A 17,441-nucleotide genomic window follows, 5' to 3' on the forward strand; every position below is an offset into this window, starting at 1 on the left:
TCGTCAACGCGTTCGCCGCCGGCACATTCAGCGCCATCGGCACAGGAGCCAGCAGCGCCAGCGTGGCCAGCATCACCGGCCACGGACGTCGGGACATAACAAGGATTCCTTCCTGACATCAGGAACACAGTCAAGGCAAAAGCGCGCGCCGCCGCGCCGTTGCCGGTGGACGAGGTTCCGAGAGGGGTGCCGCCTCCGGTTCCTTCGACCGAGCCGTGCGTTTCTCGTGACGTTCGCTCCGAATTGCCCGGTTTCTAACACGCGCGCCATCCGCTGTCACTCCGGCGGATTCCTGCGGGTGATCGAACCGAATCGATTGTTATCGGGCATCCACTGTCAGGACCGAGCCGACGCCTGCCTCACCGGCGCATCCACCTGCGAACCGCCGCCGGATAAGCGCCCGCGGAGGTGGCCCGGGCGACCGGAGGCGGCAAGGCGGCACCGGATGGGCACCGTGAAAATTTCAGCGCGCGTCAATCCCGGACGTAGGATGTTTTTCGATCAACGAACGCCGAAATGCCGGCGGGAGAGGCCGGACAGCCGCGGGATCGCTTTTTCACCGTTGAGCATGCGGCATCGGCGAACAGCGGGCCGGGATCGCTCACCGGTGAGACATCCCATGCCTGTGCGTGAGGGGTGCGGCGTCTTCCGCTTCCTTCGGAGGCAGTGATATCGCCATCCGGCGCCGGTCGATTTCCCGTCGCCGGGAACCGCCGCGGACCCTGCCTCCGGACCCTGCCTTCACCGTTCCAGGCGTACGGGATCGGCGGGGCCGCTGCGGCGGACCAGCCAGGCGTCGGTGATGTGGTTGAACATCGCCTTGGCCGCGCCGTCGGGGTCGTGGGCGGCGATGCGCTCGTAGATGCGGCGGTGGCCGAGGTTGGAGGCCACGCACAGAGCCCGCTCGGACCGGCCCATGTAGCGCGCGGTGTTGACGACCTGGCTCTCCAGCGAGCGGACCACTCCCCGGGCGATGCGGTTCCCGGAGGCTCGCATGACCACGTCGTGGAAGACGCGGTCGTGCTCCTCGTACGTCAGGTGGTCGTCCACGAGCTCGTCCATCCGGTCGACCAGCGCGCGGAGCCGGTCGACGGTGTCCTGGTCCGCGAGGCGGGCGGCGACGTTGGCCATGTCGGCCTCCAGCACCCGCCGGGTGACGACGACGTCGTCGAGGATCGCCAGGCTCTCGTCCTCGGCGATGGTCGCCGCGAGGACGAGCTCGTCGAGCATGTCCCACGACGTCGACGGGGTGACCATGGTGCCGGCGCCCTGGCGCACCTGCACCAGGCCCTTCTCCTGCAGGATCTTCACCGCTTCGCGGACCACGGTCCGGCTCACCGAGAAGGCCTCGCACAGCGCGGGCTCGGGGGGCAGCGGCGTCCCCGACGGATGCACGCCGCGCACGATGCGCACCACCAGCTCCGCCGTCACCGCCTTGGCGAGGCTCGCCGGCCGCCGTACCCAGGCAGGCGGCGACGGTACTTCGCGGGCCGTTTCCTGCGATGCCGTCATCTCATCCTCCGATGGCCTGCGGGGACAGCACGCCATCGGCGAGTATATGTCAGCAGTATTGACGTCAGACGTCATACGAGTTACGTTCTCGCCGCAGACGGCCGGGTCAACCGGCCACGCTCTGGAGAGTGACAGCCATGAAGCAGCGAACACTGTGGTCGGCCGTCCTGGTCGCGGGGCTGACCGTGTCGGGATGTGGCAGCGCCACCCGTACGGCTCCCTCACCTGCCGGTTCCGGAACCTCCTCGAAGCTGGTGGTGTGGGACTGGAAGTCGGGCGACGCGACCGCGGCCTCCTATATCGAGAAGGCGAAGGCCGACTTCGCCAAGAAGCACCCGGACGTGACGGTCGAGTTCGTGGCCCAGCCGTTCGATCAGTACTACACCCTGCTCGGCACGGCCATCCAGTCCAGCACGGGGCCGGACGTCATGCTGTTCAACGGAGGCGGGCAGCTGCGTGACCGCGTGGACGCGCTCCTCCCGATCGACGAGTACGTCGCCGAGGACCGCCAGCGCCTCGCGGGCTGGGACGCGTTCAGCAAGGACGGCAAGGTTTACGCCGCGCCGGTGACGCTGCAGGGACACCCGATCTACTACAACAAGGAGGTCTACGAGAAGGCGGGGCTCGACCCGGCCAAGCCGCCCGCGACGTGGGACGAGCTCATGACCGACTGCGCCGCCGTCAAGAAGGCCGGGAAGAGCTGCTTCGCGCTGGGCAACAAGGAAGGCTTCGGCATCCAGTTCTTCCTCTCGGGCCTGGGCTCGGGTGTGCTGACGCCCCAGGAGTACGACGACTGGATCGCCGGCAAGCGCGACTGGACCTCTCCCCACGTGAAGCAGATCTTCACGCTGTGGAAGGACGTCAACGACAAGGGCTACAACAACGCCGGGGCCAACTCGACCGCGATGTTCAACGACTCGTGGGCGATCTTCCAGTCCGGCAAGGCCGCCAACGTCATCGGACTGATGTCGGACATCGGGCACTGGAAGGACTTCGGCGAGTTCCTGCCGCCCGACAAGATCGGCGTGATGCCGGCCCCGGTCGTGACCGACGGAGCCACGCCGAGCCTCGCCTACGACGGCGGCATCGGTTACGGGGTCGCGAAGTGGACGAAGGACCCGAAGCTGGCGGCCGACCTGGTGCGGTCCCTGACCTCGACCGAGGCCCTGACCGCGTTCTACGCCAAGGCCGGCGCGATCGCCTCCGACACCACCATCGACGCGTCGCAGTCCGGCCCGGCCGCCGGCGCGATCGTGTCGGCGATCAAGGGGGGTAAGCCCGCCCTGCACGTCGCGCTGTCCTCGAAGACGCTGGACCTGATGGGACGGGTGTCGCAGAAGCTGCTGAGCGGGTCGCTGACCGTCGACAAGGCGATGGACCAGATGGCCGCGGCCGACAAGGCGAGCTGACCGTGCCAATGAAAGGCTCCTCCCCGCTGGTCCGCCCGGGCGTGCCCGGGCGGGCCGGCGGTCCGGACACCACCCGGCAGGCGGGCCACCGGGCCACCGGAACGGGCTCCCGGCGGGCGGCGCGCTCGGAGCGTCTCGCGCCGTACGTCCTGGTGGCCCCGGCCGTACTGATCATCCTGGGACTGCGGCTCTACCCGCTGATCCTCGGCGTCAACTTCTCCTTCACCGGCGACGGCGACCGGAACGGGATGGTCGTCGGGCTCGACAACTACCTGGAACTGGCCGACGACCCGCTGTTCCGCACCGCACTGGGCAACGTGGGGCTGCTCGTGCTGCTGCTGCCCGTGGCGGTGGCGATCCCGGGCCTGCTGGCGACGTTCATCTACCTGCGGGTCCCCGGGCACCGGGTGTTCCGCAGCGTCTACTTCTTCCCCGCCGTGCTCTCGCCGGTGATCGTGGGCTCGATCTTCAACCTGATGCTCGCCTTCGACGGCCCGCTGAACACCGTGCTCGGCACGATCGGCATCGGCCCGGTCGACTGGCTCGGCGACCCGGGGGTCACCATGTTCACCGTCGTCGGCGTGCATGTGTGGGCGACGTTCGGGATGGCGCTGGTGGTCTTCCTCGCCGGGTTCTCGACCCTCGACTCCTCACTGCTGGACGCCGCTCAGATGGACGGCGCGTCACTGGCCCGGACGATCTGGCACGTGGTCATCCCGAGCCTGTCCCGCACCATCGCGTTCGTCCTCGTGACCACGATGATCGGGATGCTGACGTCGATGTTCGGCCTGCTGTACGTCATGACCAGCGGCGGCCCGGAGGGCTCGACGTATCTGCCGGAGTACTACATCTGGATTCAGCAGGGACAGATGAACCGCCCGGCGCTCGCCTCCGCCGCGTCGACGGTTCTCTTCCTCATCATGCTCGTGGTGGGGCTGGCGCAGGTCGGCCTGCTCCGCCGCGCGGGAAGGCAGGACTGATGCGCGGCAGGCGCCTGAGCGGCTGGGTGGCCGCCGTTCCGATGGCGGCCCTCGCGCTGGCCACGGTCTACCCCCTGGTGTTCACCGCCAACGTGGCCATGAAGACCCGGCGCGAGTACGTCCTCGACCGGTTCGCCCCCCTGAACTCCCCGCACTGGGAGAACATCGGCACGGCCTGGTCCGACGCCGGGATGGCGCGGTACTTCGCCAACTCGCTCCTCGTGGTGACGGTCTCGGTGGCCCTGTTGCTGCTGCTCGGGTCGATGGCGGGCTTCGCACTGAGCCGGCTGCGGTTCCGCGGCTCCAGAATGATCTTCCTGGGCTGTCTCGCGGCGCTGTTCGTGCCGTTCCAGGTGATCATGGTGCCGCTCGCCCGCGTCATGGCGGACACCGGCCTCATCGACACCTATCCGGGACTGATCCTCGCCTACGTCGCGCAGTGGCTCCCGTTCACCGTCTTCCTGATGACCAGCCACTACACGACGATCCCGATGGAGATCGTGGACGCGGCGAGGATCGACGGCAACACCGTCTACGGCGTCTACCGGCGAGTCATGATCCCGCTGGGCAGGCCGGCGCTGTTGTCGGTCGGCATCCTCGACACCCTGTTCTGCTGGAACGACGTGCTGATCGCCCTGCTGACGATGAACTCGGCCGACCACCGCACCCTCATGGTCGGGGTCACCTCGCTGCGCGGGCAGTACTCCGACGACATCCCCACCTTCGCCTCCGGAGTCCTGATCGCCGCCGTCCCGGTCCTGATGATCTATCTGTTCCTCCAGCGCCAGATCGCCGACGGCGTGACCGCTGGTTCCACGAAGGGCTGACATGCGGATTTCGGGGTATCGCACGCTCAAGACGGTCCAGGACTGGGGTCGTCCGGTCGGTGACGCCAACGGCGTCTACGCCGACGGGGCCGTACCGGTCCAGATCGTCATGGTGGACACCGACGAAGGGATCACCGGGGTCGGCATCGGGCCCCACGTGCAGATCGACACGGTGTTCGCCGCCGTCGAGGGCGAGGATCCGCGCGCCGTGACGGCGCTCTACGACCGTATGCTGCGGCACACCTTCAAGGCGGGTCACGCGGGCGTCGTGTTCGGGACCATCGGCGCGATCGACACGGCGCTGTGGGACATCAAGGCACAACTGGCCGGCGAACCGCTCTGGCGTCTGCTGGGGGGACGCGACCGGCGGGTCCCCGCGTACGCCTCCGGCCTGGACATCGGCCTGACCGACGACGAACTCGTCGCGACCTACAAGGAGTACGCCGGGTACGGCCTGCGCGCCGCCAAGATCAAGGGCGGCCTCGACGTCGAACGGGACCTGTGCCGCCTGAGGCTGGTGCGCGACGTCCTGACCGAGGCGGGGCACGGAGCGCGGCCGGGCCTGATGCTCGACGTCAACGAGGCCTGGACGCGCAAGCAGGCCGTGCGGCACGTCGGCGAGATCGAACGCGTCCTCGACCTCACCTGGATCGAGGAGCCCGTACGGCGGTGGGACGCCGAGGGCATGGCCGCCGTCGGCCGCGGGATCCGGGCGTCGGTCGCGGCCGGGGAGAACCTCAGCGGGCTCGAACAGTTCCGTCCGCTGCTGGCGGCGGGGGCCGTCGACATCGTCCAGACTGCCGCCGTGTGGGGCGTCACCCACTTCCTCCGGGTGGCGGCCCTCGCGCACGCCCACGACCTGCCGGTCAGCCCGATCGGCAACACCCCGGTCGGGCTGCTGCACGCCGCGACGTCGGTGCCGAACCACCTGGTCAGCGAACTGCAGGACCTCCGGCCGCCGCTCGGCGTGTCCGCCGACCTGCACGTCGAGGACGGCGCCTTCGTGCTCGGAGACGCTCCGGGCCTCGGCCTCACGGTCGACGAGGCCGCGATCGGCGCGTTCATCCGCCGGCCCGGCGCCGTCCCGGCCGACAGCCCCAACGTACGGCCGGAGCACGCCGGGCGGCGCCTGCTCCCCGTGCCCGGCCACGGCCACCTCGCACGGCCGCACGAGCTCACCCCCGCGACCGACCGGGCGGCGAGGTGACCCGCCCCGCCCAGGCGGAAACCCGGGCCGCCGGCACGATCGTGGTGGCGCCCGCCGGAGCCGAGGACGCCGACGACACGGGCTCCGGCAGCGAGGGGCGGCCGCTGGCCACGCTGGGAGAGGCGCAGCGGCGGGCCCGTGCCGCCGCGGCCGAGGGGACGCACGACGTCACGGTCGAACTCCTGGACGGCACCTACCGGCTGACCTCGCCGCTGCGTTTCGACGCCGCCGACTCCGGCCGGAACGGGCACACCGTGACCTGGAGGGCCGCGCGCGGGGCCGCGCCGGTGCTGAGCGGCGCCACGTCCGTCACCGGCTGGGAGATCGACGACGACGCCACCGGCGTCTACCGGGCCCGGGTGAACGCCGGGTCCGACAGCAGGCAGCTCTACGTGGACGGGAAGCTCGCGCGGCACGCACGGATCAGCGTGGCGCCGTCCGACATCACCCTGACCCCCACCGGCTTCACTGTCGAGAACCCCGATCTCGCCTACCTCGCCGAGCTTCCCGACCAGAGGCGCATCGAGTTCCAGGCGATGCTGTCGTTCACCAACCGGTTCGCGCCGGTGGAGAGCATCTCCGGCTCGACTGTCGTGATGCGACAACCGGCCTGGGACAACAACACCTGGGGGTACGACGTCGTCCAGGCGCCGTTCCGGACGCCGAAGTTCTTCCTGCTCAATTCGAGGACGTTCCTCGACGAGCCCGGCGAGTGGTATCTGGACCCCACCACTGGAACGCTCTACTACAAACCCCTTCCCGGGCAGGACATCTCCAGTGCGCGGGTCGAGCTGCCCCGCCTGGAGTCGCTGGTCGAGGTCGGCGGCACCTACGACGAGCCGGCCCGCGGCCTCCGGTTCGAGGGCCTGACCTTCAGCGGCACCACATGGCTGCACCCGGGCACCTCCGACGGCTACGCGAACCAGCAGACAGGCGCCTTCATCAGCGGCGTCCAGCCCCACCGGCCGCCGGACGCGTTCACCTCGTGCGCCGCCGGCTGCAGAGAGTTCGAGGCGTCCCGCAACGGCTGGGCGCAGGCGCCCGCGGCGGTGCAGGTGTCGGCCGCGGCGGACATCGCCTTCGTGGGCTGCGCCTTCGTGAACCTCGGTTCCGTCGGGCTCGGCATCGGCAACGACGCCGGCGCCCACGCCACCGGCGTCGGGCTCGGCGCGCACCGGGTGTCGGTCGTCGGCAGCACGTTCACCGCGAGCGCCGGCGGCGGCATCATGGTCGGTGGCATCGGCCCGGACGCGCACCATCCGTCCGATCCCCGCATGGTCAACAGCGACATCGTGCTGCGTGACAACCGCGTCTACGCGACCGCCCTCGACTACCTGGACCAGGGCGCGATCGTCGCCAGCTACGTCACCCGGCTGGCCGTCGAGCACAACTACGTCTCCGACATGCCGTACATCGGCATCGGCGTCGGCTACGGCTGGGGCGCCAACGACCCGGGAGGCAGCCCGGAGTACGCCGGCCGCGGTCTCTACGACTTCCAGCCGATTTACGACACGCCGACGACCCTGAGCGACGTCCGCGTCGTGGGCAACCACGTGCGCAACGTCGTGCAGACCATGTACGACGCCGGCGGCATCTACACGCTCTCGGCGATCCCGGGCGGCGTCATCGACGAGAACCACTGCGAGAACAGCGGCCAGCTCGGGCTGTACTTCGACGAGGGGTCCCGCTACCTGAGCGCGAACCGCAACGTGTTCGCCGGCACCGCCGGACAGTGGGCCCATGCCAACAACCAGAGCGGCAACCACACCGGCGATCTCACCCTCACCGGCAACTTCTCCACCAACCCCGCGATCACCGGCATCGTCGACGGCCAACGCGGCAACGTCACCAGGGACAACGTGACGGTCACCGCCGACGCCGTCCCCGTCGAGGCCGCCCGGATCATCGACGCGGCCGGCCCCACCGGGAAGTACCGTGACGCGCCCGGCCCTTGACCACGGAGCATGCGAACGCTAACAATCGCCGGGCGACACACTCCTGCGATCAAGGAGAGGCCCGTGCTCCAGGCACAGCTGACCATCGATCCCGCCCACCGGGTGGCCCCGGTGCGGCGCCGTACGTTCGGCACGTTCGTCGAGCACCTCGGCCGCTGCGTCTACACCGGGATCTACGAGCCCGGCCACCCCACCGCCGACGCGGAGGGGTTCCGCGGCGACGTGCTCGCGCTCACCCGTGAGCTGGGCGTGACCACCGTCCGCTATCCCGGTGGCAACTTCGTCTCCGGCTACCGCTGGGAGGACGGCGTAGGCCCGCGTGAGCGGCGGCCCCGGCGGCTTGACCTGGCCTGGCACAGCACGGAGACCAACGAGATCGGGGTCGACGAGTTCGTCCGGTGGTCCCGCCTGGCCGGCCTGGAGCCGATGATGGCGGTGAACCTCGGCACGCGCGGCGTCGCGGAAGCCGTCGACCTGCTCGAATACTGCAACATCCCGTCCGGGACGACGCTGTCGGACCTGCGGGTGGCGGGCGGGGCCAAGGAGCCGCACGACATCCGCATGTGGTGCCTGGGAAACGAGATGGACGGCCCCTGGCAGATCGGGCACAAGACCGCCCACGAGTACGGCAGGCTCGCCGCCGAGACGGCCCGGGCGATGCGCATGGTCGACCCCGGCCTCGAACTGGTGGCGTGCGGCAGTTCGGGCTCCTCGATGCCGACGTTCGGCTCCTGGGAGACGACCGTCCTGGAGGAGACCTACGACCTGGTCGACCACATCTCCTGCCACGCCTACTACGAGGAGAAGGACGGCGACCTCGGCGGCTTCCTGGCCTGCGCGACCGACATGGAGCACTTCATCTCCACGGTCGTCTCCATCGCCGACCAGGTGGGCGCGCGGCTCGGCTCCGGCAAGAAGATCTCCGTGTCGTTCGACGAGTGGAACATCTGGTATCTCAGCCGGCACCAGTCGGCCCCTCCCCCGCCGGACTGGCCGGTCGCGCCGCCGCTGCTGGAGGACCACTACCACCTCGCCGACGCCGTGGCGTTCGGCGGCCTGCTCGTCACGCTGCTGCGGCACAGCGACCGGGTCGCGGCGGCCTGCCTCGCCCAGCTCGTGAACGTCATCGCGCCCATCATGACCGAGCCGGGCGGCCGGGCCTGGCGGCAGACCACCTTCCACCCGTTCGCGCAGGCCGCGCGGTACGCCTCGGGCGACGTCCTGCTCACCGAGCCGGTCGGGCCGTCGTACGAGACCGGCGAGTTCGGGCAGGTCCCGGTGCTCCACGCGGTCGCCACCCACGACGACCGGTTCACCACGGTGTTCGCGGTGAACCGGTCGGTGACCGAGCCGCTGGAGCTGGAGCTCGACACGCGGGCGCTCGGCGCCGTACGGATCGCCGAGGCGACGACGCTCACCCACGAGGACGTGTACGCCCGCAACACGGCCGACGACCCCGAGCGGGTGGCCCCCCGCCCCAACACCTCCCACCGGAGCGATCCCGCTCGGATCGTGCTGCCGCCGGTCTCCTGGAACGTGATCAGGCTGGCGAGGAGCTGACCGGCGGCGCGGTGCTGTCGCGGACCACCAGTTCGTTCGCGAGGTCGATGCGGCTCGTGGTCACCTCCGTGCCACGGGCCAGGTCGAGCAGCATCTGGGTCGCGACCACCGCCATGTCGGACAGCGGCTGGTGCACCGTGGTGAGGGCGGGCTCGACCCAGGCGGCGGCGGGCACGTCGTCGTACCCGACCACCGACAGCTCGCCGGGGACGTCGAGCCCGAGCCGCCGCGCGGCCCGCAGCACGCCGAGCGCCTGGAGGTCCGAACCGGCGAAGATCGCGGTCGGGCGGGCGGCGCCGGTCAGCAGGTCCATGCCGTGCTCGAAGCCGGCGTCGACGTAGAAGTTGCCGTACCGCACGAGGCCGGGATCGACGGCCACCCCGGCCTCGTCGTGGGCGACCCGGAAGCCGGCGACCCGCGCCCGGCTGCACAGCACGTCCTTCGGCCCCGAGACGACCGCGATGCGGCGGTGGCCCAGTTCGAGGAGGTGGCGGGTGGCGAGCAGGCCGCCGTTCCAGTTGTTGGAACCCACCATGGGCACGGACGCGGGCGTCACGGTGTCGGAGTCGACGACGACGAACGGGATCCGCTGACGCCGCAGCCTCCGCTGCTGCGACTGCGACGGGCCGCACAGGACGAACAGCACGCCCAGGGGACGGCGGTCGAGCAGGCCGTCCAGCCACTCCTCCGGCGGCCGGTGCGCGCCCTCCAGTTGCGAGAGCGCGACCTCGATCCCCGCGGGGGCGGCGACGGAGTCCACCCCTCGGATGATCTCCATCGACCACACGGAGTTCAGCTGGTGGAACACGAGGTCGATCTGCCCCTTGAGCGGCCGCCGCCGGACACGGGGGCGGTACTTGTGCCGCGCGAGGCAGGCCTCCACCCGTTCCCGGGTGGCGGGCGCGACGTCGGGGCGGCCGTTGAGGACCTTGGACACCGTGGTCACCGAGACGCCGGTCTCCTCGGCGATGGACGCGATCGTCGCACGGTGGGGGCCCTGGGCGGAGGAAGGGCTGGTCATCGGTCCACTCGTCGTTCCCGTGGGCTGGTAGTTTCCGAAAATTTCGAGAAACTCTACCAGCGCGAGGGTCTCCGATAAGCCGAGACCAGCGCGATCACGATCCGGCCGGACGGCACTTGACTTGCCTCTTGACGCCCCTTGCCGTGGGGCTTATATTTCCGCAATATTAATCCACATTATCGAAACTTTCGGTCATATCGCCCCGGCGTTATCCGTTCGCGGCGTGCTGACGCGGCGGCGTGGTCGTGACGCGGCGGCGCCGCCAACGGAGATGGCACCGGAGGCACGAGGATGAGCACCACCAAGGCGATCGACGCGTCACCGGACGCCGGTGATCCGCGGCGGGCGGGCCCCGGCCCCGCCCGTGCGCATCGCCCTCCGGGCCGCACCTGGCGTCAGGCGCTGCGCCGCGACTGGCAGCTGTACTCGCTGGCGATCCTCCCGCTGCTGTTCTTCGTGGTGTTCCGCTACCTGCCGATGCTCGGCAACGTGATCGCCTTCCGGAAGTTCCGGCCCGGCGGCGGCGTGCTGGGCGAGGAGTGGGTCGGCCTGCGCTACGTGCGGATGTTTCTGGACGACCCGTCGTTCTGGCACGTGTTCACCAACACGGTGGTCCTCGGCGCGCTGACCCTGCTCTTCTGCTTCCCGATGCCGATCGTGCTGGCCCTGCTGCTCAACGAACTGCGCGGCCGGCGGGTCAAGCGGTTCGTCCAGTCGGTGTCCTACCTGCCGCACTTCCTGTCGATGGTGGTCGTGGCCGGTCTCGTCATGGAGCTGCTGTCGGTGGACGGGCCGGTGAACCAGGTGCTGCGGGCGCTCGGCGACGACCCGATCGCGTTCCTGCAGGAGGCGGGCTGGTTCCGGACGATCTACGTCTCCTCCGAGATGTGGCAGACGGTCGGCTGGGGGACGATCATCTATCTCGCCGCGCTCACGACGGTCGACGACCAGTTGTACGAGGCCGCCCGGATCGACGGCGCGGGCCGGTGGCGGCAGATCTGGCACGTGGCCCTTCCCGGCATCCGGCCGACCGCGGTCACCCTGCTGATCCTCAACATCGGCACGTTCATGGCGGTCGGCTTCGAGAAGGTCCTGCTGCTCTACAACCCGCTGACCTATCCGACCGCCGACGTGATCTCCACGTACCTGTACCGCATGGGCATCATCTCCAACAGCTTCAGCTACGCCGCGGCGATCGGCCTCTTCGAGGCGCTGATCGGGCTGGGCCTGGTGCTGTCGGCCAACCTGATCTCCCGCCGGACCGTGGGGACGAGCCTGTGGTGACCGTGGACCGGACCCGCGGCCGGCAGGTGTTCCGCGTGGTCAACGCCGTCGTCCTGACCGGCGTCGTGCTGGTGACCCTCTATCCCTTCGTCAACATCGTCGCGCGGTCGCTGAGCGACGAGTTCGCGATCCGGGCCGGCAAGGTCAACCTCGTCCCCGTCGGGTTCACCTTCCGTACGTACGAGTTCGTGGCGTCCGACCCGACGTTCTGGACGAACTACCGCAACACGGTGGTCTACACGGTCGTCGCCACGGCCATCGCGATGCTCATGACGACCTGCTACGCGTACGTGCTGTCGAAGAGGCACCTGAAGGGCCGCACGTTCCTGATCGGGGTCGCGGTCTTCACCATGTTCTTCTCCGGCGGCCTCATCCCCAACTACGTCCTGATCTCCAGCCTCGGGATGAAGGACACCATCTGGGCCATCGTGCTGCCGAACGCGATCAGCGTCTTCAACCTCCTGGTGATGAAGGCGTTCTTCGAGGGCATCCCGGCGGAGCTGGAGGAGGCCGCCGCCATCGACGGCATGAGCACGTACGGCATCCTGCTGCGGATCGTGCTGCCGCTGTCGAAGGCGGTCATCGCCACGATGGTGCTCTTCTACGCCGTCTCGTTCTGGAACTCGTGGTTCCCCGCCTTCCTCTACATGACGCAGAGCGACCTGTTCCCGGTGACCGTCTACCTGCGCAACCTCATCGCGGGGGCCACCACGGGCACGTCCGTCGGCGCCGACGCCACCGACATGACCGTGGCCACCAACATCAAGGCGGTGACGATGGTGCTCACCGTCCTCCCGATCCTGACGATCTATCCCTTCGTGCAGCGGTATTTCGTCAAGGGAGTCATGCTCGGCGCGGTGAAGGGATAGCCGCGCCGGATCCTCGCGCTCAGCCAGCCCCGCTCCCCCAGGGAAAGGACCCCCCTCTCATGCAGAAGATCAACCGGCGTCAGGCGATGATCGCCATGGGTGCGTTCGCCGCGCTCGCCGGCTGCGGCAGCGGTGACGAGACCGGTGACGAGACCGGCGGTAAGAAGAGCGGCGAGGCCCTCTCGGCGAACCGGGACGGCGCGATGGCCGACTACGCGGTCGGCACGCCGTTCAAGGCCGCCGCGCCGCTGACGTTCACCATCCTCTACAACAACCACCCCTTCTATCCGATGAAGAAGGACTGGCTGTTCTGGTCGGAGCTCACCAAGCGGACGAACGTGACGCTCCAGCCCAACGTGGTGCCGCTCAGCGACTACGAGAACAAGCGCAGCCTGATCATCGGCGCGGGCGACGCCCCCATGATCATCCCCAAGACCTACCCGGGCCAGGAGGTCCCCTTCGTCGCCTCCGGGGCGGTCCTGCCGGTCAGCGACTACATCGACCTGATGCCGAACTTCAAGGACAAGATCGCCAAGTGGAACCTGCAGCCCGACCTTGACACCCTCCGGCAGTCGGACGGCCGCTTCTACCTGCTCCCCGGCCTCCACGAGGACTACTGGGTGGAGTACACGCTGGAGGTCCGCGCCGACGTCATGGAGAAGCTCGGGATCCAGACTCCACAGACCTGGGACGACGTGCACGCCATGCTCAAGGCGATGAAGGAGGAGCACCCCGACTCCTATCCCTACTCCGACCGGTGGACCGGCAACGCCATGCTGAACCAGGTCTTCGGCCTGGGCTCCGGAGCCCGCGGCGGCTGGGGCTTCACCACCGGCCTCACCTGGGACCCGGCCGCCGGGAAGTTCGCCTACACGGGCGCGATGCCGCAGTACAAGCAGATGCTGCAGTTCATCCACACGCTGGTGCAGGACAAGCTGCTCGACCCGGAGAGCTTCACGCAGACCGACGACCAGGCGATCCAGAAGCTGGCGTCCGGCAAGTCCTTCGTGATCAGCGGCAACGCCCAGACCCTCGTCAACGAGTATCGCCCGCCGCTGGCGAAGGCGAACCCGAAGGCGAAGCTGGTCAAGGTCCCGGTGCCGATCGGGCCGCTCGGGCCCATCAAGGCCGACTCCAACGACACCCGGCTGGAGAACGGCATCATGATCTCCGCGAAGGCCAAGGACAGCAAGAACTTCGTGGCGATGATGCAGTTCATCGACTGGCTCTGGTACTCCGACGAGGGCCAGGTGTTCGCCAAGTGGGGCGTCGACGGGGTCACCCACACCAGGGACGCCTCCGGCTTCCACCTGCCGAAGGACGTCGACTTCGTCGGCCTCAACCCCGGGGCGCCCAAGCACCTGCAGAAGGACTTCGGTTTCTCCAACGGCGTGTTCGCGTACGGCGGGAGCACCGAACTCCTCCAGTCGACCTTCTCGGAGGAGGAGATCGAGTGGCAGAAGGGCATGAACGCCCGGAAGGCGCTGCCGCCGAAGCCGCCGGCGCCCCTCAACGACGAGGAGCGTGAGCAGGCCGCACTGTGGCAGACCCCGCTGAAGGACCACGCCACCCAGAACTCGCTCCAGTTCATCCTCGGCAAGCGCGACTTCTCCGAGTGGGACGCGTACGTGCAGGAGCTGGAGGCCAAGAGCATGTCCGCCTACGTGAACCTGGCGAACAGCGCCTACGAGCGGTACAAGAAGGAGCACGGCTGACCGTTCCGCCGGTCAATCAGGCGCGTTCGATCCCAGGGCGGCCCCGCGGCGGCCCGATCCACCAGGAGACCTCCCCATGACCGACACGACGACGGCGACCTCAGCGGTGACGGCGGCGGCGGCACGGCGGTTCGGCACCGGCCCGCTCTCGCGGGCCGCCGCGCTGGTCTACACCCTGCTCGTGGTCGAACTGCTGCTGCTGGCCGCCTGCCTGCCCGGCCTGGCGGGGCTCGTCCTGCTCGGCCTGTTCGGGCGTGCCGCCGCCAACGTCCCGCTGGCGGCGGTCTGCCTGCTCCCGGCGGGCCCGGCCCTCTCGGCCGCGCTGTACGCGGTGCACCGCCGCCGCGCGGATCTGGCGGACCTGCGTCCGGCGGCGGCGTTCCTGCGCGGCTACGCGATGAACGTCCGCGGCGCGCTCAAGGTCTGGGTCCCGGCGCTGGCGTGGCTGACCGTCGTCGCGGTCGTCCTCGTGAACTTCCCCGCCGCGGGGGTGCCGGACTGGTGGACGGTGCCGCTCGTCGTCGTCGGAGTCGCGACGGTCCTGTGGACCGCGAACGCGCTGGTGATCACCTCCCTCTTCACGTTCCGCGGGCGGGACGTCGCCCGCCTGGCCGCCTACTTCCTCTTCCGCACGCCCCGGGTGGCGCTCGGCGACGCGGGACTCCTCGTCGCGGCGGCCGGTCTCACGCTGGTCGCCACCGAGGCGGCGACGGCGGCGCTGGCGTCGGTGTTCGCCGCGCTGCTGCTGCTGAACAGCCGGACGATGATCGCCGAGGTGCGCGACGGGTTCACCGCGTGACCCTCCCGCGACGACCGGCCCGCCTTTCCGGAGGACGCCCGTGACCCGTCCCGGCCCGCCCGGCTCTCCCGATCCGTACGGCGTTCATCCGGCGTGGCTGCCGGATGAGGCGTTCCGGCCGATCGGCTCGCGCCGTACGCTCCTGCGCGGCGGCGGACCGCTCGCCGGGACCGTGCACGAGGAGGTGGCGCGGGCCTGCGCCCGGTACGGCGGCAGCGTGCGGCGGCAGGCGGCCGGCCCGGACGACGGTGCGGCCAACGGCAGGGACGACGGCGGGGAGGCCGGCGGGGACGACGGCGGGCCGTACGACCTCGTGCTCGCGCTCACCGCGGCCGGGCCCCTGCCCGCGGTCGCCGAGGCGGTCCTGGCCGGGTTCCGGCGACGGTCCGCGGCGGACGACGGCCCGGCTGTCGAGGACGAGGGCATCGGGGAGGAGGGCTACGTCGTCGCCCGGCGCGACGGCGTCACGGTGGTGCTCGCCGATTCGGCGGCCGGCCTGCTCTACGGCCTGTTCCATGTGGTGCGGCTCGGCGAGGAGGCGTTCGGCGCCGAGCGGCCCGCCGAGCGCCACCGGCCGGCGGCGCGGCTGCGCATGCTCGACCACTGGGACAACGTGGCCGTGCACCCGGTGATGGGCCAGGTCGAGCGCGGCTACGCGGGCGGGTCGATCTTCTGGTGCGACGGCGCCCTGCGCGACGACCTGACGCGCGTCGCCGCCTACGGGCGGCTGCTGGCCGCCTGCGGGGTGAACGCGGTCGCGGTGAACAACGTGAACGTGCACGCCGCGGAGACCCGCCTGCTCACCGACCACCTCGGCGACGTCGCCGCGATCGCGGACCGGCTGCGCCCCTACGGCGTACGGGTGCACCTGTCGGTGAACTTCGCCGCGCCCCTCGCCCTCGGCGGGACGGCGACCGCCGACCCTCTCGACGAGGACGTGCGGGCGTGGTGGGCCGCCGTCACCACACGGGTGTACGAGGCGATCCCCGACTTCGGCGGCTACGTGGTCAAGGCCGACTCCGAGGGGCAGCCGGGGCCCCACGCGTACGGGCGCGACCACGCCGACGGCGCGAACCTGCTCGCCGGGGCGCTGGCGCCGTTCGGCGGGGTCGTCCACTGGCGCGCCTTCGTCTACAACCACCGGCAGGACTGGCGCGACAGGTCCACCGACCGAGCCCGCGCGGCGTACGACCACTTCGCCCCGCTCGACGGGCGCTTCCGCGACAACGTGATCCTCCAGGTGAAGCACGGCCCGATCGACTTCCAGGTGCGCGAGCCGGTGTCACCGGTGATCGCGGCGATGCCCCGCACCCGGGTCGCGCTGGAGCTTCAGGTGACGCAGGAGTACACCGGCCAGCAGCGGCACGTGTGCTACCTCGCGCCGATGTGGAGCGAGGTGCTCGGCTTCCGGCCCTGGGGACCCGCCGGGCCTGGCGTGGCGGACATCGTGGCCGGTGACGTCGCCGGCGGAGGGCTCGTGGGGGTCTCCAACGCCGGCGACGATCCTTACTGGACCGGTCACCCGCTCGCGCAGGCCAACCTGTACACCTTCGGCCGGCTCGCCTGGGCGCCGTCGTCGGACCCGGCGGCGATCCTCGACGAGTGGATCGGCCTCACCTTCCCTCTCGCGGCGGGCAGGGACGACGGGCGGCTGCGGGAGGCGCTGCACGAGATCATGGACGACTCGTGCGGCACGTACGAGCGCTACACCGCGCCGCTCGGCGTCGGGTTCATGGTCCGCCCCGGCCACCACTACGGCCCGGATGTGGACGGATACGAGTACACGCCGTGGGGCACCTATCACTTCGCCGACCGCGACGGCGTCGGCGTGGACCGCACCCGCGCCACCGGCACGGGCTTCACGGGCCAGTATCCGCCGCCGTGGTCGGAGGTGTACGAGTCGCTCACGCGGTGCCCCGACGAGCTGCTGCTGTTCTTCCACCACGTCCCGTACGGCCACGTGCTGCACGACGGGTCCACCGTGATCCAGCACATCTACGACACGCATTTCGCCGGCGTCGAGGAGGTGGAGCGGGCCCGGCTGCGCTGGGCGGAACTCGCCGGGCTGGTGCCCGCCGCTTTGCACGCCCGCGTACGGGAGCTTTTCGCGGAGCAACTCCGCTGCGCCGAGGAGTGGCGTGACCAGGTCAACGCCTATTTCCTCCGCAAGTCGGGCGTGCCCGATGCCCAAGGCCGACGCATTCCCTGACATGCCCTGACATTTCACGAACATCTCCCGAATGCCGCATCCCAGTAACACCGGGCCGCGTCATCGCGACGGGCGCCGGCGGCGTCGGATGTGC

General features: G+C 70.0%; 13 protein-coding genes. 11 read left to right on the forward strand and 2 right to left on the reverse strand.

Features of this window, described 5'->3' with window-relative positions; all coding sequences use genetic code 11:
• Positions 1–741: 741 nt before the first annotated feature.
• The gene (locus F5972_RS33840) at positions 742–1,512 is read right to left on the reverse strand and encodes a FadR/GntR family transcriptional regulator (protein WP_150937759.1); all 771 of its coding nucleotides are present in this window, start codon (positions 1,510–1,512) and stop codon (positions 742–744) included.
• Between the two features lie 137 nt (positions 1,513–1,649).
• Between F5972_RS33840 and F5972_RS33845 the strand changes: the two genes are divergently transcribed.
• From F5972_RS33845 to arfA, 6 genes are all read left to right on the forward strand, one after another.
• A complete protein-coding gene (locus F5972_RS33845) occupies positions 1,650–2,921 on the forward strand; it encodes an ABC transporter substrate-binding protein (protein ID WP_150937757.1) in 1,272 nt (423 codons plus the stop codon).
• Between the two features lie 8 nt (positions 2,922–2,929).
• Positions 2,930–3,901, forward strand: coding sequence for a carbohydrate ABC transporter permease (locus F5972_RS33850; protein ID WP_150937803.1), 972 nt, complete (start codon positions 2,930–2,932; stop codon positions 3,899–3,901).
• Complete coding sequence (locus F5972_RS33855; protein ID WP_150937755.1) at positions 3,901–4,728, forward strand: carbohydrate ABC transporter permease; 828 nt, start codon at positions 3,901–3,903, stop codon at positions 4,726–4,728. Before F5972_RS33850 ends, F5972_RS33855 begins: the two co-directional genes overlap by 1 nt.
• A 1-nt stretch (position 4,729) precedes the next feature.
• The gene (locus F5972_RS33860; RefSeq protein ID WP_150937753.1) at positions 4,730–5,935 is read left to right on the forward strand and encodes a mandelate racemase/muconate lactonizing enzyme family protein; all 1,206 of its coding nucleotides are present in this window, start codon (positions 4,730–4,732) and stop codon (positions 5,933–5,935) included.
• Positions 5,932–7,890 (forward strand): right-handed parallel beta-helix repeat-containing protein, encoded by a 1,959-nt coding sequence (locus F5972_RS33865; RefSeq protein ID WP_150937752.1) that lies wholly within the window; start codon positions 5,932–5,934, stop codon positions 7,888–7,890. Before F5972_RS33860 ends, F5972_RS33865 begins: the two co-directional genes overlap by 4 nt.
• A gap of 63 nt (positions 7,891–7,953) precedes the next feature.
• Entirely contained in the window at positions 7,954–9,450 is a 1,497-nt protein-coding gene (arfA, locus tag F5972_RS33870; RefSeq protein WP_150937750.1) for an arabinosylfuranosidase ArfA, read from the forward strand.
• Here arfA and F5972_RS33875 read toward each other — a convergent pair.
• On the reverse strand, positions 9,431–10,471 hold the full coding sequence (locus tag F5972_RS33875) for a LacI family DNA-binding transcriptional regulator (protein ID WP_150937748.1): 1,041 nt from the start codon (positions 10,469–10,471) through the stop codon (positions 9,431–9,433). The two genes, arfA and F5972_RS33875, sit on opposite strands and share 20 nt — an antisense overlap.
• 291 nt (positions 10,472–10,762) lie before the next feature.
• Here F5972_RS33875 and F5972_RS33880 point away from each other — a divergent pair, with 291 nt between their 5' ends.
• The 5 genes from F5972_RS33880 to F5972_RS33900 all read left to right on the forward strand — a co-directional run bounded on the left by F5972_RS33880 (position 10,763) and on the right by F5972_RS33900 (position 17,347).
• Positions 10,763–11,755: an ABC transporter permease gene (locus tag F5972_RS33880; protein WP_150937746.1), complete on the forward strand. Its 993-nt coding sequence runs from the start codon at positions 10,763–10,765 to the stop codon at positions 11,753–11,755.
• Positions 11,752–12,624, forward strand: a complete 873-nt coding sequence (locus F5972_RS33885) for a carbohydrate ABC transporter permease (RefSeq protein ID WP_225311982.1) — start codon at positions 11,752–11,754, stop codon at positions 12,622–12,624. Before F5972_RS33880 ends, F5972_RS33885 begins: the two co-directional genes overlap by 4 nt.
• 59 nt (positions 12,625–12,683) lie before the next feature.
• Complete coding sequence (locus F5972_RS33890; RefSeq protein WP_150937741.1) at positions 12,684–14,339, forward strand: ABC transporter substrate-binding protein; 1,656 nt, start codon at positions 12,684–12,686, stop codon at positions 14,337–14,339.
• Between the two features lie 76 nt (positions 14,340–14,415).
• Positions 14,416–15,138, forward strand: coding sequence for a hypothetical protein (locus F5972_RS33895; protein WP_150937739.1), 723 nt, complete (start codon positions 14,416–14,418; stop codon positions 15,136–15,138).
• 40 nt (positions 15,139–15,178) lie between these two features.
• Positions 15,179–17,347 (forward strand): alpha-glucuronidase, encoded by a 2,169-nt coding sequence (locus tag F5972_RS33900; RefSeq protein WP_150937737.1) that lies wholly within the window; start codon positions 15,179–15,181, stop codon positions 17,345–17,347.
• Positions 17,348–17,441: the final 94 nt, after the last annotated feature.

It is taken from the genome of Microbispora cellulosiformans (assembly GCF_008728085.1).
Taxonomy (GTDB): Bacteria; Actinomycetota; Actinomycetes; order Streptosporangiales; family Streptosporangiaceae; genus Microbispora; species Microbispora amethystogenes.